The sequence below is a fragment of the Enterobacter sp. Res13-Sevr-PEC09-46 genome (genome assembly GCF_015672585.1).
Classification (GTDB): domain Bacteria; phylum Pseudomonadota; class Gammaproteobacteria; order Enterobacterales; family Enterobacteriaceae; genus Enterobacter; species Enterobacter hormaechei_C.
On sequence record NZ_JADABR010000012.1, the window covers coordinates 96,650 to 112,836 of the forward strand.

The 16,187-nt window shown below is 53.8% G+C and carries 15 protein-coding genes; 12 read left to right on the plus strand and 3 right to left on the minus strand.

Translation table 11 applies throughout. From position 1 onward, the window contains the following. Positions 1-13: 13 nt before the first annotated feature. A complete protein-coding gene (gene tdh / locus IMQ56_RS07230) occupies positions 14-1,042 on the minus strand; it encodes an L-threonine 3-dehydrogenase (protein ID WP_017383610.1) in 1,029 nt (342 codons plus the stop codon). 9 nt (positions 1,043-1,051) lie between these two features. After that, on the minus strand, positions 1,052-2,248 hold the full coding sequence (gene kbl / locus IMQ56_RS07235) for a glycine C-acetyltransferase (protein WP_015570030.1): 1,197 nt from the start codon (positions 2,246-2,248) through the stop codon (positions 1,052-1,054). A 213-nt stretch (positions 2,249-2,461) separates the two neighbouring features. On the opposite strand from kbl, the gene rfaD reads away from it, so the two are divergent. The 6 genes from rfaD to IMQ56_RS07265 are packed head-to-tail and all read left to right on the plus strand — an operon-like array spanning position 2,462 to position 8,647. After that, a complete protein-coding gene (gene rfaD, locus IMQ56_RS07240; RefSeq protein ID WP_003860858.1) occupies positions 2,462-3,394 on the plus strand; it encodes an ADP-glyceromanno-heptose 6-epimerase in 933 nt (310 codons plus the stop codon). 2 nt (positions 3,395-3,396) lie between these two features. After that, positions 3,397-4,443 carry an ADP-heptose--LPS heptosyltransferase RfaF gene (gene rfaF, locus IMQ56_RS07245; protein ID WP_015570031.1) on the plus strand — a complete coding sequence of 349 codons (1,047 nt, stop codon included), beginning with the start codon at positions 3,397-3,399 and terminating at the stop codon, positions 4,441-4,443. A gap of 3 nt (positions 4,444-4,446) precedes the next feature. Beyond that, entirely contained in the window at positions 4,447-5,430 is a 984-nt protein-coding gene (rfaC, locus tag IMQ56_RS07250; protein ID WP_047734944.1) for a lipopolysaccharide heptosyltransferase RfaC, read from the plus strand. A gap of 3 nt (positions 5,431-5,433) precedes the next feature. Beyond that, positions 5,434-6,543, plus strand: coding sequence for a glycosyltransferase family 9 protein (locus IMQ56_RS07255; RefSeq protein ID WP_017693958.1), 1,110 nt, complete (start codon positions 5,434-5,436; stop codon positions 6,541-6,543). Positions 6,544-6,548: 5 nt separating this feature from the next. Beyond that, positions 6,549-7,448 (plus strand): glycosyltransferase family 2 protein, encoded by a 900-nt coding sequence (locus IMQ56_RS07260; protein ID WP_017383613.1) that lies wholly within the window; start codon positions 6,549-6,551, stop codon positions 7,446-7,448. Beyond that, the gene (locus IMQ56_RS07265) at positions 7,436-8,647 is read left to right on the plus strand and encodes an O-antigen ligase family protein (RefSeq protein WP_015570034.1); all 1,212 of its coding nucleotides are present in this window, start codon (positions 7,436-7,438) and stop codon (positions 8,645-8,647) included. The genes IMQ56_RS07260 and IMQ56_RS07265 overlap by 13 nt, the downstream gene beginning before the upstream one ends. Positions 8,648-8,673: 26 nt before the next feature. Here IMQ56_RS07265 and IMQ56_RS07270 read toward each other — a convergent pair whose 3' ends face one another. Beyond that, on the minus strand, positions 8,674-9,627 hold the full coding sequence (locus tag IMQ56_RS07270; RefSeq protein ID WP_196063619.1) for a polysaccharide deacetylase family protein: 954 nt from the start codon (positions 9,625-9,627) through the stop codon (positions 8,674-8,676). 150 nt (positions 9,628-9,777) lie between these two features. Here IMQ56_RS07270 and rfaQ point away from each other — a divergent pair, with 150 nt between their 5' ends. The 6 genes from rfaQ (at position 9,778) to IMQ56_RS07300 (ending at position 16,187) form a co-directional block, all read left to right on the plus strand. Then, on the plus strand, positions 9,778-10,848 hold the full coding sequence (gene rfaQ, locus IMQ56_RS07275; protein ID WP_017383615.1) for a putative lipopolysaccharide heptosyltransferase III: 1,071 nt from the start codon (positions 9,778-9,780) through the stop codon (positions 10,846-10,848). Continuing rightward, complete coding sequence (locus IMQ56_RS07280; RefSeq protein ID WP_015570036.1) at positions 10,845-11,972, plus strand: glycosyltransferase family 4 protein; 1,128 nt, start codon at positions 10,845-10,847, stop codon at positions 11,970-11,972. Before rfaQ ends, IMQ56_RS07280 begins: the two co-directional genes overlap by 4 nt. 2 nt (positions 11,973-11,974) lie before the next feature. Beyond that, positions 11,975-13,075, plus strand: a complete 1,101-nt coding sequence (locus IMQ56_RS07285; RefSeq protein WP_023295713.1) for a glycosyltransferase — start codon at positions 11,975-11,977, stop codon at positions 13,073-13,075. An 11-nt stretch (positions 13,076-13,086) separates the two neighbouring features. Then, a complete protein-coding gene (locus IMQ56_RS07290; protein ID WP_015570038.1) occupies positions 13,087-14,076 on the plus strand; it encodes a glycosyltransferase in 990 nt (329 codons plus the stop codon). A 66-nt stretch (positions 14,077-14,142) separates the two neighbouring features. Beyond that, entirely contained in the window at positions 14,143-15,417 is a 1,275-nt protein-coding gene (gene waaA, locus IMQ56_RS07295; RefSeq protein ID WP_003860874.1) for a lipid IV(A) 3-deoxy-D-manno-octulosonic acid transferase, read from the plus strand. Next, on the plus strand, positions 15,417-16,187 hold the full coding sequence (locus IMQ56_RS07300) for a glycosyltransferase family 2 protein (protein WP_196063620.1): 771 nt from the start codon (positions 15,417-15,419) through the stop codon (positions 16,185-16,187). Before waaA ends, IMQ56_RS07300 begins: the two co-directional genes overlap by 1 nt.

The following is a 16,187-nucleotide window of genomic DNA, read 5'->3' on the forward strand; positions in this document are numbered from 1 at the left end:
GGCCCCTTTTTAATTACTTATCCCAGCTCAGGATCACTTTCCCTGACTGGCCGGACCGCATTGCGTCAAAGCCCTGCTGGAACTCATCGATGGAGAAACGGTGAGTGATAATCGGGGACAGATCCAGACCGGACTGGATCAGCGCGGCCATCTTGTACCAGGTTTCGAACATCTCACGGCCATAGATGCCCTTAATGAACAGCCCCTTGAAGATGACTTTGTTCCAGTCAATGGACATATCTGACGGTGGAATACCCAGCATCGCGATACGGCCACCGTGGTTCATGGTGTCGAGCATGGTGCGGAACGCCGGTGGCGCGCCGGACATCTCCAGACCCACGTCAAAGCCTTCGGTCATGCCCAGCTCTTCCATCACATCGGTCAGGCTCTCTTTCGAGACATCCACCGCGCGGGTGACGCCCATTTTGCGCGCCAACGACAGGCGGTATTCGTTCACGTCGGTGATCACCACGTTGCGCGCACCCACATGCTTCGCCACGGCTGCCGCCATAATGCCGATGGGGCCCGCGCCGGAAACCAGCACGTCTTCACCCACCAGGTCGAAGGAGAGCGCCGTGTGTACCGCGTTGCCGAACGGGTCGAAAATGGAGGCCAGATCGTCAGAGATATTGTCCGGGATTTTGAAGGCGTTAAACGCCGGGATCACCAGATATTCCGCGAAACAGCCCGGACGGTTCACGCCCACGCCGACGGTGTTGCGGCACAGGTGGGTACGCCCACCGCGACAGTTACGGCAGTGACCGCAGGTAATGTGGCCTTCACCGGAGACGCGATCGCCAATGTTGAAGCCTTTTACTTCCTGGCCGATACCCACCACTTCGCCGACATATTCGTGACCGACAACCATCGGTACCGGAATGGTTTTCTGTGACCACTGGTCCCAGTTGTAGATGTGAACGTCAGTACCGCAGATGGCGGTTTTACGAATTTTGATCAGCAGATCGTTATGACCGACTTCCGGCTCCGGCACGTCGGTCATCCAAATCCCTTCTTCCGCTTTCAGTTTGGATAACGCTTTCATCATACGTCCTCAGGCAATGACGCCCAGCTGTTTGCCGATGCGGGTAAAGGCTTCCACCGCACGTTCAATTTGTTCAGGCGAGTGCGCCGCAGACATCTGGGTGCGGATACGCGCCTGACCTTTTGGTACCACCGGGAAGAAGAACCCGGTCACGTAAATCCCTTCTTTCTGAAGCTCACGAGCAAATTTCTGCGCGACAACCGCGTCGCCCAGCATCACCGGAATGATCGCGTGATCGGCACCGGCCAGGGTGAATCCTGCGGCACTCATTTTTTCACGGAACAGGCGGGCGTTAGCCCACAGGCGGTCGCGCAGCTCAGCCCCGGATTCCACCATCTCCAGCACTTTAATGGAGGCAGCCACAATCGCCGGCGCCAGGGAGTTGGAGAACAAATACGGGCGGGAGCGCTGGCGCAGCCACTCGACCACCTCTTTACGCGCGGCAGTGTAGCCGCCAGACGCGCCGCCGAGCGCTTTGCCCAGCGTACCGGTGATGATATCCACGCGGCCCATTACGTCGCAGTATTCGTGGGAGCCACGACCGTTTTCGCCGACAAAACCGACCGCGTGAGAGTCATCCACCATCACCAGCGCGTCGTATTTATCCGCCAGATCGCACACGCCCTTCAGGTTGGCGATCACACCGTCCATGGAGAACACGCCGTCGGTGGCGATCAGGACGTGGCGAGCCCCCGCTTCACGGGCCTCTTTCAGGCGCGCTTCCAGCTCCACCATGTCGTTGTTGGCGTAGCGGAAACGCTTCGCTTTGCACAGGCGTACGCCGTCGATGATGGAGGCGTGGTTCAGGGCGTCGGAGATAATCGCGTCTTCTGCGCCGAGCAAGGTCTCAAACAGACCGCCGTTGGCGTCGAAGCAGGAGGAGTACAGAATCGCGTCTTCCATTCCGAGGAAGTTCGCCAGCTTTTGCTCAAGCTGCTTGTGGCTGTCCTGCGTACCGCAGATAAAGCGAACGGAGGCCATACCGAAACCGTGGGTGTCCATGCCGTTTTTCGCCGCGGCAATTAGCTCAGGGTGATTCGCAAGACCTAAATAGTTGTTCGCGCAAAAGTTGATCACATGGCTGCCGTCGGCAACGGTGATGTCCGCCTGCTGGGCAGACGTGATAATACGCTCTTCTTTGAACAACCCTTCCGCACGTGCGGTGTCGAGGTCGCTGTTTAACTGTTTGTAAAAATCACCACGCATTGCAATTCTCCAGACTCGGCAAATTTTGGCACATATTACCCAAACCAATAGTTCATGACGAGATGACGCAGTATCTCTTCTCGTTTTTGCAGCATAAATCACGCGTACCCCTGCTGCATATCGGTGAATGGCTGAAGCCTGAGCATTGTGATGATATGATAAAGAGATTAGCGTTCGGGATATTCCCCGACTCATACTTCAAAGGTTACAGTTATGATCATCGTTACTGGCGGCGCGGGCTTTATCGGCAGCAATATTGTTAAGGCCCTCAATGACAAAGGCATCACCGACATTCTGGTGGTGGACAACCTGAAAGACGGCACCAAGTTCGTGAACCTGGTGGATCTGAACATCGCTGACTACATGGATAAAGAAGACTTCCTTATCCAGATTATGGCGGGTGAAGAGTTCGGCGAGATCGAAGCCATCTTCCACGAAGGTGCTTGCTCCTCCACCACCGAGTGGGACGGCAAGTACATGATGGATAACAACTATCAGTACTCCAAAGAGCTCCTGCACTACTGCCTGGAGCGTGAAATTCCGTTCCTGTACGCCTCTTCCGCGGCAACTTACGGTGGGCGCACTTCAGATTTCATCGAATCCCGCGAATATGAGCAGCCGCTGAACGTTTACGGTTACTCCAAATTCCTGTTTGATGAGTACGTACGTCAGATCCTGCCAGAAGCGAACTCGCAGATTGTCGGCTTCCGCTACTTCAACGTCTACGGGCCGCGCGAAGGCCACAAAGGCAGCATGGCGAGCGTGGCGTTCCACCTGAACACCCAATTAAATAACGGCGAAAGCCCGAAACTGTTCGAAGGCAGCGACGGCTTCAAGCGTGACTTCGTCTACGTGGGCGATGTGGCGGCAGTAAACCTGTGGTTCCTGGAAAATGGCGTGTCCGGCATTTTCAACCTGGGCACTGGCCGCGCGGAATCCTTCCAGGCGGTGGCAGACGCGACGCTGGCGTACCATAAGAAAGGCAGCATCGAGTACATTCCGTTCCCGGATAAGCTGAAAGGCCGCTACCAGGCATTCACCCAGGCGGACCTGACTAACCTGCGCGCCGCAGGCTACGACAAGCCGTTCAAGACCGTTGCCGAAGGCGTAACGGAATATATGGCCTGGCTGAACCGCGACGCATAAGCATGAAAATTCTGGTGATCGGCCCGTCATGGGTGGGCGACATGATGATGTCGCAAAGTCTCTATCGCACGCTCAAGGCGCGTTATCCCCAGGCGATAATCGACGTGATGGCACCCGCATGGTGCCGTCCGCTGTTATCGCGTATGCCGGAAGTGAACGAGGCGATCCCGATGCCGCTCGGACACGGCGCGCTGGAAATCGGTGAACGCCGCAAACTCGGCCACAGCCTGCGCGAGAAACGCTATGACCGCGCGTACGTGCTGCCTAACTCCTTCAAATCCGCCCTTGTGCCCTTCTTTGCGGGCATCCCGCACCGTACCGGCTGGCGCGGTGAAATGCGCTACGGCCTGCTGAACGACGCCCGGGTGCTGGATAAAGAGGCCTGGCCGCTGATGGTGGAGCGCTACGTGGCGCTGGCCTACGACAAAGGCGTAATGCGCAGCGCGAAAGATCTGCCGCAGCCGCTGCTGTGGCCGCAACTCCAGGTAAGCGATGGGGAGAAATCCCACACCTGCAACGCATTTGGCATTTCGTCCGAACGCCCGATGATTGGGTTCTGCCCTGGCGCAGAATTCGGTCCGGCAAAACGCTGGCCGCACTATCACTATGCAGAGCTGGCGAAACAGCTTATCGATGAAGGCTATCAGATTGTGCTGTTTGGCTCGGCGAAAGATCATGAGGCGGGCAATGAAATTCTCGCCACGCTGAGCACCGAGCAACAGGCATGGTGCCGCAACCTGGCCGGGGAAACGCAGCTCGAGCAGGCGGTTATCCTCATTGCCGCCTGTAAGGCCGTGGTCAGTAACGACTCTGGCCTGATGCACGTCGCCGCCGCGCTGGACCGCCCGCTGGTCGCGCTGTATGGCCCAAGCAGCCCGGACTTCACGCCGCCGCTGTCGCACAAGGCGCGCGTGATCCGTTTGATCACCGGCTACCACAAGGTGCGCAAAGGCGATGCCGCAGAAGGTTACCATCAGAGCCTGATCGACATTACCCCGCAGCGTGTTCTCGAAGAACTCAACGCACTGCTGTTGAGTGAAGAAGGATAACGGATGCGGGTATTGATCGTTAAAACCTCCTCAATGGGTGATGTTCTGCATACGCTGCCGTCGCTGACGGACGCCATGCGGGCCATTCCCGGCATCCGTTTTGACTGGGTGGTGGAAGAAGGCTTCGCGCAGATCCCCACCTGGCATGAAGCGGTTGATCGCGTGATCCCGGTGGCCATTCGCCGCTGGCGCAAAGCGTGGTTCTCCGCACCGATTAAAGCCGAACGCAAAGCCTTCCGCGAAGCGGTGCAGGTCCGGCGTTACGACGCGATCGTCGACGCCCAGGGGCTGGTGAAAAGCGCCGCGCTGGTCACGCGTCTGGCGCACGGCGTAAAGCACGGCATGGACTGGCAAACCGCCCGCGAACCGCTGGCGAGCCTGTTCTATAATCGTCGCCACCATATTGCGAAGCAGCAGCACGCCGTGGAACGTACCCGCGAGCTGTTCGCTAAGAGTCTCGGCTATGCAAAACCCGACCTCCAGGGTGACTACGCCATCGCACAGCATTTTCTGCGCGAAACGGACAAGGATAGCGTGCCCTATCTGGTCTTCCTGCATGCCACAACGCGCGACGATAAGCACTGGCCGGAAACGCACTGGAGAAGGCTGATTGAACTAATGCAACCTTGCGGTATCCATATTAAACTCCCGTGGGGCGCTGAACATGAGCGGCAGCGAGCGGAACGTCTGGCAGCAGGTTTTTCCCACGTCGAGGTGTTACCCAAACTCACGCTGGCGCAGGTTGCCGCACAGCTGGCGGGCGCTAACGCCGTCGTTTCTGTGGATACAGGGTTAAGCCATTTAACCGCCGCACTGGATCGTCCTAATATCACGATTTTCGGCCCGACCGATCCGGGGTTGATCGGGGGTTACGGTAAAAACCAGCATCAGATGGTTAGCCCTACGCAACAAACGAAGGATATTAGCGCAGATGCTATTTTTTCATTTTTACAGGGCAGCCATCGGCTTTCCAACAGGGATATTTAACCCATGAGTTATGTATTTCTGCTGATTTTACTCTTTCCGGTGAAACTCATCCGGAAGCTGTTTCGAAAAGACACGGGCAAGAACCTTGTCATTCAGACAGCCAAAATCGGTGACTTTATTAATGCGACGCCTCTTCTGGCATATCTGCAAAAAAGCGATGTGTTGATCAGTCGCAGCGTTGGCGCGCTGGCGAAGCATGATGAGACTATTGAGCAGATCTATTTTATTGAGCAGCATAAGCGCAACCTGTGGCGTAAACTGTGCTTCGCGTGCAGGATCATGAACCGCTACGACAACGTCTACCTGCTACAGCCCAACAGCGTGAACCTCTTTTTTGCCGCCGTCTGCAATGCCAAAAACAAACAATTTTTAAGCATTTACACGCGCAGGTGGTATCACGGGATTTTCTATCTCGCAGCCGACGGCACCGTTGAGCATGGCAAAAAAACGCTTTCGGTGACGAACTACCTGAAACTGGCCGACCGCTCGCTCACGTGGCAAGACTCTCCCAAGCACGCCACAAAGCCACTCTTCAAGCCGACGACCTGGCCGGCCATTCTTGATAAACCTGGCGTTATCCGCATCGGCATCAGTATTGCGGCGGGCAATAAAGCCAAAACCGTCCCTCCGGTTATCTGGAAGCGGATTGTTGATCAACTTGCTGATTTACCCTGCGAGTTTTATGTCTTCGGCGCGCCAAACGAACAGTCGTGGATGGACGATATCACCCGTCTTTACGGTGACATCCCCAATTTTATCAATCTTATTGGCAAAATTTCGCTGGAAGAGCTTCCCTGGGCCATTTCTAAGATGGACTGCTATATCGCGTCTGACTCGGGGAATGTCTACATCGCAGACGCCGTCGGCGTGCCGGTGGTCCTGCTGTTTGGACCGTGTTGTCACTATGAACAGCGTCCGCTTGGCAATGTGATGCTGATCGGGAATGACGATAACATTTGTTCTTATGTGTTTGAAACGCGCTATTACTTCCCGCAAGAACGGGAAGCGCTATTCTCTGTCACTGACTCCGCGTTACACGATCTTCAGCAGTTTATCCGTACATTACCAAAAGCCCGCTCACTGGCTAGCGCTACCGACGCTCAAGGAAACTAATTTTTATGGCTTTTTTAAGCGTCATTATTGCTGCGCATAACGCTGAAGCTACGCTGCACGCCACGCTTTCAAGCCTGCTGGCAGCAACCGATCAGGATACTGAAGTCATTATTTTCAATGACAGTTCTGAGGATGCCACGCAGGCAATAATTGAAGAGTGGTCGCCGAAATTTCCTCAGATCATAACGCGCACCGTGAACTTTCGTAACGTAGGCCGGGTAAGAAACAGCGCTGTCGCGCTGGCATCGGGTGAGTATATTACGATGCTCGACAGTGACGATTGCTTAAAGCCGGGCAGCCTCAGGGACGCAATGGCCTACCTGAAAGCGCAACGTCCGGATATGTTACTGACACGTTTGCTTGAGATTCGCGATCCCCGGAGAATGACTTCAGACTGGCAGGGATTTAATCCTGTGCCATTGTCACAACATGAAGCAATTGCTCGTTTCTTACGTCATAAAGACTTTCAGGCACATCTCATTGGCCAGTTTATTCATCGTAGTCTTTACGAGAAAAATCCCATACCTCCGATGTTATGTTATGAGGATTTCGCTGTCTTCCCGGGAATGTTGATGCAATCGAGCAAAATAGCCTATCAACGCCAGGGGCATTATTATTACATCAAGCGTCGCGACAGTTTGTCGAGCAGTCTGGACGCCAGCAAAATTTCAACGCTTGTCGAATGCACGTTACAGATGGAAAGAACATTTCCGTCACGCTACAAACATCTCGTCAATTGCCACTGGTTTGATATTTACAGCAACCATCGGTCCTGTCTGACAGACCAACAATTGCAGCTCGTGAAACAACGCGTAAAGACCATGTATACATTGTCTTTTTTCATGTCCACCGATGTTCGTTTTAGCTACAAAAAAAGGGTTATTGAGGCGTTATGGAAAAAATAAAACCACGGCTATATCAACTGACGATCGCTTTAAGCCTCATCTCCTTGATACTGGCTTTAGTCAGTTCTGGGAAGCAAAGAGAGTTTTTCTATATCGCTATTTACGTCAGTATTATTGGCCTGGCTTTCGAATATAAAAAAATCACTTTGCGACCTTTTACTATAGCGCTGCCCATTCTGCTGATTGGGTTACTTAACCTCGGCTGGTACTTACTCTATGAGTATCATAACGAGGGCCTCAACCTTTACAGCGACTACCTCGGTGCCAGCAAAAAGTTAATTTTAGCGAGTGTCCTGATTTTCTATATCGACCGCTTTAAGTTTTATATCGATAAGGATACCTTCAGGAAATTCTTCTTCTTCGCAACGGCCCTGGGGTTTGTGCTCGCCACAGGGTATGGCTTGTGGCAGGCCTCGCAAGGTATGACTCGCGTTGAGATGGCAATTAACCGTGCCACCGTTTCAGCCTATGTTTATTCTGTCCTGTCACTGGCTTTCGTATACAGTCTTTACCTTCAACAGAACGTGAAGCTGTATGTTGTTGCGGGCTTCACTATATTAATCTCTTACTTCGTCATACTGTTGACGGGGACCCGCGCTGCGATGGGTTTATATCTGCTTCTGGCAATTGTGCTCACGCTTTATCATTTCAGAAAGATTCATCTTAAATCAGCCCTCATCTTTTTATGCATTGTTGCAGGCGTTGTAATCGTTAGCTACAAACCATTGATTTCGCCAAAAATACAACAAACCCAACGTGAGGTTGAACGTTATCAACAAGGTTTTGACCGCACCTCACTCGGCGCACGTTTTTCGATGTGGACTATCGGGATCGAGAATGGTCTTGCCCATCCGTTAGGGCAATCGCTGGAAGAGCGTGAAGCGTGGACCCGACACTACATTAAAGACGGCCATCCTCACCTTGGCAGTGCACTCGAATACATCAAAGTCCACCTGCATAATGAATTTATTGAGAAATACTCTTTGCAGGGGATCCCCGGCGTAGCGGTAATGCTCTTTTTCTTCGTTTCGATGATTGTGTATGCCCTACGAAACAGAAACGCACTGCTGCTGACGTCGATGCTTCTTTTGCTTTTGTATGGACTGACAGATGTCATACTGCTCAGTTCAGAAGCCTTAATCTTCTTTATGATTTTGTTTGCGCTAAGTACACCTTTCTCACAAACAAAACAGCAATAACAAATATGCCCGCCTGGCGGGCATAACTATTTTTTGTACTGGTAAAACTCCGCCAGCGTCATCCCCACGGTCTTATCTGATAACCAAGTAAAGAGCTGCTCCAGATCCTGATACAGCCCCTCAATCGCGGCCTCGTCTTTAAAAGTAGGGCTCCCGCCAGGCATAAATTCCGACGAATGCAGCATGAATTCCACGTAGTCATTCCCCTGAGCCAGGCACTGCTGCGCAACCTTAATCATCTCCGCCGCATTTCCTCCGGACGGACGTAACCAGTTAACTGACGGAGAACGGTATTTACCGCGCAGACGATCATAACCCTGCTTCAGGGAATTCAGCCATGCCGGGTATTTATACTGGATGCTCATCGGCACTTCGAGGAGAGGGCTGTTTCCCGGCCGGGAAATGTCGTCTACGTCCAAAAAGTAGGCACGATCGGGAAAATGCTGGTAATTCGTTCCGCCATTACCCTGCGGGGCACCTTTCGCGTTGCGCCAGTTCACGCGCGGCGTAACGGAACAATCTACCTGATACCCCAGCTCAATCAGCAACTGGGCGTAACGGCTGTCGAATGCCCAGCGCCCGGCGCGATGGCTGAGCATTTTTGTCTGGAAAGTCTCTTCCAGTAAGCGGGTCATGAAGAGCACTTTCTCACGCATGACCTCGTCTGAAAACTCAATCAGATAAGGCTGCCAGCGCCAGTCATCACCGGTCAGATCGTGTTCCGGAGGGCTATTCCAGGCATGGAGATGCATTCCCACCTCACCCTGGCCGCGGGCTATGACCTCTTTCGCGAACTCAATGAATACCGGTTCGACTGCCATCTCGTAGTTGGTCAGCCAGACGGGCTTAAAGCCGAAACGTTCACAAAGCGCCTGAAACCGCGCCAGGTAGCGCGCGTTTTCCGTTTTGATCACCCGGTGGTTCTGCCAGAGATTATCCCCTTCGGTATCGATCGTGATGATAAACGCTGGTTTTTTCATAATGAGCCCGCAAGACAAAGTAGTTAGCGCTATGTTACGCACGCCCGAAAGCAGGAGTAAACCCTTCCAGGGAAATTCCTGACATTATGGAGAAAGAGTGCAAGTCGTTACCAGGTCTATTAGAATTGCCAATAGTACAACGCCGATAAGATGATGATGAATAACTTACCTGACACGCCTGATTTGCGCATTTTACTGATCAAACTTCGCCATCATGGTGACATGTTACTCACCACCCCCGTCATCAATTCATTACGCCAGAAATGGCCTGACGCCCAAATCGACGTGCTTCTCTATGAAGAGACGCGAGACATGCTCGCCGCGCATCCGGCAATCGGGACGATCTATGGTATCGATCGTAAATGGAAGCAGCTGGGGACGCTGAAGCACCTGCAAAAAGAGTGGCAGTTGCTTCGTGCTTTACGCGCTCAGCATTATCATCTGGTGATCAATCTTGCCGATCAGTGGCGCAGCGCGATTGTTACCCGCTTCACCGGTGCACCGGTTCGGCTCGGGTTCGCTTTTAACAAGCGCAATAATGCCTTCTGGCGTTTTTGTCACAGTGAACTGGTCTCGGTCGCCAGCCATCAGTCGTTGCACACCGTTGAACAAAATCTCTCCATACTGTCAGCGCTGCCGGTAATGGCCAACCCTACCGTGACCATGGCTTACAGCGCGGATGACTGGCGCCATGCTCACCAAAAGCTGTCGCAAAAGGGCGTGGGAGACCGCTACATCGTTATTCAACCCACTTCACGCTGGTTCTTTAAGTGCTGGGACGAAGGCAAAATGGCGCAAACTATCGCCGCGTTGCAGCAGGACGGCCACACTATCGTCCTTACGGCGGGACCGGACAAGAAAGAGCTGGCGATGATTGACCGCATTCTTGCAGCCTCCCCGCAGACGGGTGTTGTATCGCTGGCAGGGCAGTTAACCCTGCGCCAGCTGGCCTCGCTAATCGATCACGCGATCCTGTTCATTGGCGTTGACTCCGTACCCATGCACATGGCCGCCGCCCTTCAGACGCCCTGCGTGGCGCTGTTTGGCCCGTCAAAATTGACGTTCTGGTCGCCATGGCAGGTTAACGGAGAGGTCATCTGGGCAGGTAACTACGGCCCGCTTCCCAACCCTGACGCCATTGATACAAAAACGACGGAACGTTATCTCGACGCCATCCCCGTTGATGCTGTCGTCTCCGCCGCAAGGAGATACCTGCAATGAAGCTTCATCGTCTGGCCATTGTGCGCCAAAAATATCGTCCGGATGGAGGAGCAGAACGTTTTGTCTCCAGGGCACTTACCGCGCTGAGCAATCAAAATCTTGAGCTCAACGTCATCACCCGCGAGTGGCAGGGCGAAAAGCAGGACGACTGGCATATTCATATTTGCGATCCACGAAAGTGGGGCCGCATCAGCCGTGAGCGCGGCTTTGCACACGCCGCGCGCGCGCTGTGGCAGCAACAGCAGTTTGATATTGTCCAGAGCCACGAACGTATTCCGGGCTGCGATATTTACCGCGCCGGGGATGGTGTACATCGACGCTGGCTGCTACAGCGTACGCGTATTCTCCCCGCCTGGCGCGCGAAGCTGCTTATGCACGATCGCTATCACCGCTACGTGATGCACGCAGAACGTGAAATGTACCAGGCTCCCGAGTTGAAAGCCGTTATCTGTAATGCGGAGATGATCAAGCGCGAAATCGTCGAAGACTTTGATATTGACGCAAAAAAGATACATGTGATTTATAATTCAATAGATTCCAGCCGCTTCGTTCCGGCAGAAGAGAGGCAACGCGCTGTACTGCGTCAGCAATTTGGCTTACCCGCTGATGCCGTCATTTTCTGCTTCGTGGGTTCAGGGTTTGAACGCAAGGGGCTGGCAAGCGCTATTCGGGCTATAGCAGGAACCTCGGCGTGGCTGGTTGTGGTCGGTCAGGATAAAGCGGAAAGCCGTTATCGCGACCTCGCCCGTTCATTAGGCTGTGAGGGGCAAATCCGTTTCCTGGGGATGCAAAAAGAGACGCTGCCGTTTTATCAGCTTTCTGATGGTTTACTGCTGCCGACGCTGTATGATCCTTTCCCTAACGTCATACTTGAAGCAATGGCCTGTGGATTGCCCGTCATTACGTCAGAGAGTTGCGGTGGTTCAGAATTTATTGAGCAAGGCCAGAACGGGTTTTACTGTGATGCACTTGATATCCACACATTGAAGGAGGCCGTCATGTCCATCCCTTCACTGGAAAAAAATAACAATATGGGGCTTGCGGCGCGTGAACGCGTCAGAGAAGCAACCCCTGAAAAACTATCAAGTCAGCTTATTTCGCTTTATCAAAAATTACTGGATTAATAATGCGCATCCTAATGATTATTGATGGTTTACCCGGTGGAGGAGCCGAAAAAACGGTTCTCACCCTCTCCAGCGGACTGACAGAACTGGGGCATCAGGTCACCCTTTTCTCCTTACGGAAGGTGTGCGACTACGCCATTCCGGAAGGCATCGATTTTCAGGTTGTGCAGGATACCTGTAAAAAACCTTGGCGGAAGCTGACCGAGATCCCGCGTCGCGCCCGTTTGCTGGATCGCGCCATCGAGCAGGCAGAACGCAGCGGTAAATTTGACGTCGTGTTCTCACATCTGCATAAAACCGACCGTATCGTGGCGCACAGCCGCGTGCTGGATCGGGATAAGGTCTGGTTCTGCGTACACGGGATGTTCTCCTTCTCCTATTTGCGCCATCGCAGCGGGCTTTCTCGCTGGTTTAAGCATTATAAAATCCGTCATACCTATGAAAACCGCAACGTGGTGGCGGTATCCGGCGCCGTGCTGCACGATCTGTCTGAAGTACTCGCGATCCCCCTGCGGCGCAAAGCAGTTATCCATAACCCCTTTGATATCCCTGAAATTCAGCGTCTGGCGGAAGCGTCCTTTGAGATGCAGGGGCAGGATTACATTATCCACGTTGGCCGTTTTCATGAACACAAACGTCACGACAGGCTGCTGCGGGCGTTCGCGCTGAGCAAGATCGACGCATCGCTGGTGTTGATGGGCAAAGGTTCTGACGCGAAAATAAATCAGCTCAAACAGCTTGCCGCTAAGCTGGGAATTGAAAACAAGATCGTCTTCCGCCCGTTCGAAACCAACCCCTACCCGTGGATCAAAGGGGCACGCCTTTTAGTGTTAAGTTCCGACTGCGAAGGTTTTGGTAATGTACTGGTAGAGTCCATTATCTGTCAGACCCCACCGGTGAGTACAAACTGCCCTGGCGGCCCTGCTGAGATCCTTACTGGCCCCCTGGCGCGTGGTCTGACAGCGTTAACCGACGAATCACTGGCGAAAACACTGGCAGAACTGTATGCCTCTCCGCCGGTTGTTGATCGCGAAACGATCGCATCGTTCGGTATCAACGCCATTTGCCAGCAATACATTGCTTTGGTCGACAACCAAAAATAATCAGGTTTCATATGCAAAATTCAGCGCCTTTATTAAGCGTGGTGGTGGCCGTTTATAACGGTGAAGCTTTTCTCGATCAGTTCTTTACCTGCCTTGTAAATCAACACATCGACAGTATGGAAGTCATCATCGTGAATGACGGTTCCACTGACCGCTCGATGCAGATTGTCGAAAAATGGCGCGAAAAGCTGCCACAGATGCAGGTTATTGAACAACCTAATCAGGGCGTGTCCATCGCGCGTAATACTGGCCTGGCCGTTGCGACCGGGCAGTATCTCTCTTTCCCGGATATTGATGATGTCTTCAAACCCGGCATGTACCAGCGTCTGCTGGATATGGCCGTCACGCAGAACCTGGATGTCGCCACCTGCAATGGCAACTACGTCTGGGAAAATAACAAAAAACCGTCTCGCCCTATCTTCCCTGAAGATAAGCTCGCCTCAACGGGCGTCATGAATGGCGCGGCATGGTTAAAAAAGGCGCTGGATTCACGTAAGTTCCTGCATGTGACCTGGCTGAATATCTATCGTCACGATTTTATTCGTCAGCACGGCTTTCGTTTCGAGCCAGGCCTGCGCCATCAGGATATCCCGTGGACGACTGAGGTACTGCTTGCCGCGGAACGCGTTCAGTACACCAGCGAACGCTTTTACGACTACTACATTCACTCCGCCTCGGTATCGCACACCCCGGATAATGACGACACGCTGATTCGCTCTGCGCGCCATTATATGAAGATCCTGAAGATGCTTGATGCCATTAACCAGCGCTACCCGGATAAAGTGAAAAATATCCCGGCCTGTTACTGGCAAATCGCTAAAGAGGGTCTGGGAATTATTCATACCTTCGACAACATGAAGGATGAGGCGAAGAAATCAATGATAATCAAAGAGTTCTTCGACACCGGGATCTGGAAGCTCATCTGGAAAAGTGCCAAAAGCCCGCGTTTGCGCTGGCGCCTGGGCCGGCGCTACTTCCGTTTAAAACGGTATCTGGCATAAGAGATAGCTTTAGCACGCTTAAATGCTTAGAATTTCCCGGCCGAAACTAAAAAAACGGATAATCGCTTGGAATTGTTGTATACCGCCCTGCTCTACATCATTCAGCCACTGGTGTGGCTGCGACTGTTGCTTCGTAGCCGTAAAGCGCCTGCGTACCGTAAACGCTGGGCCGAACGTTATGGCTACTGCCGCAATAAAGTGGCGCCGGACGGTATTCTGCTGCATTCCGTGTCAGTCGGGGAAACGCTGGCCGCCATTCCACTGGTGCGTGCCCTGCGCCACCGTTATCCGTCACTGCCCATCACCGTCACCACGATGACGCCAACCGGCTCAGAGCGCGTGATGTCTGCCTTCGGTAAAGACGTGCATCACGTCTACCTGCCGTACGATCTCCCCTGCGCCATGAACCGTTTCCTGAATACCGTGCGCCCTAAACTGGTGATCGTCATGGAAACCGAACTCTGGCCGAATATGATTTCCGCCCTGCATGCCCGTAAAATTCCTTTGGTTATCGCCAACGCGCGTCTGTCGGAACGCTCGGCGAAAGGGTACGGCAAGCTGGGTAAATTTATGCGTCGCCTGCTCAGCAAAATCACGCTGATCGCCGCGCAGAACGAAGAAGATGCCGCGCGCTTTATCGCCCTCGGCCTGAAGCGCAACCAGCTTGCGGTCACGGGTAGCCTGAAGTTCGATATTTCCGTCACCCCTGAACTCGCCGCCCGTGCGGTAACACTGCGTCGTCAGTGGGCGCCGCGTCGCCAGGTCTGGATTGCCACCAGCACCCATGATGGCGAAGAAGCCATTATTCTTCAGGCTCACCGCCAGCTGCTGGAAAAATTCCCTGATTTACTGCTGATTCTGGTTCCTCGCCATCCTGAGCGTTTTAAAGATGCCCGCGAGATGGTGCAAAAAGGCGGTTTCAGCTTCACCCTGCGCAGCAGCGGCGAAATCCCCTCTGGCAGCACGCAGGTGGTGATTGGCGATACGATGGGCGAACTGATGCTGCTGTACGGGATCGCCGATCTTGCTTTCGTTGGCGGAAGCCTGGTGGAGCGCGGTGGTCATAACCCGCTGGAGCCAGCAGCCCACGCCATCCCCGTACTGATGGGGCCACACACGTTTAACTTCAAAGATATCTGCGCGAAATTGCAGCAAGCCGATGGCTTAATCACCGTGACCGACGCGGATTCGGTGGTCAAAGAGGTCTCAACCCTTCTGACTGACGAAGATTACCGCCTGTGGTACGGTCGTCACGCCGTTGAAGTCCTGCATCAGAACCAGGGCGCACTGACCCGTCTGCTGCAACTTCTGCAACCTTACCTGCCGCAGCGGAGCCACTAATGTCAACGCGTCTGTCGGTCGTGATGATCGCCAAAAACGCCGCCGACCTGCTTCCGGATTGCCTGGCCTCTGTTGCCTGGGCTGACGAAATCGTCATTCTCGACTCCGGAAGTACGGACAATACGGCGGACGTTGCCCGTGCAGCCGGGGCAAAAGTCTTTACCGACACCGACTGGCAGGGCTACGGTATTCAGCGCCAGCGTGCGCAGGGTTACGCCACGGGTGATTACGTGTTGATGATCGATACCGATGAGCGCGTCACCCCGGAACTCCGACAGGCCATTCAAACGGTGCTTGCCGCGCCACAGCCCGGCGCGGTCTACAGTATCGCGCGTCGTAACTATTTCCTGGGCCGCTTTATGCGCCACAGCGGCTGGTACCCCGACCGCGTGATGCGCCTCTATGCGCGCGAGCGTTATCAGTACAACGACAACCTGGTCCATGAATCTCTGGCCTGCGATAGCGCTCAGGTCATCCCTCTGACGGGCGATCTGCTTCATCTGACCTGCCGCGATTTCGCCAGCTTCCAGCTCAAACAGCTGAACTATGCCACCGCCTGGGCACAGGAGCGGCATACGCGCGGCAAGAAGGCCACGCTGACCGGCATCTTCACCCACACGCTGGGCGCGTTTCTGAAAACGCTGCTGCTGCGTGGCGGCGTGCTGGACGGCAAACAGGGCTGGTTACTGGCCGTAGTGAATGCCCAGTATACTTTCAACAAATACACCGAGCTGTGGGCGCTGAACCGCGGCTACTCAGAGAAAACGTGA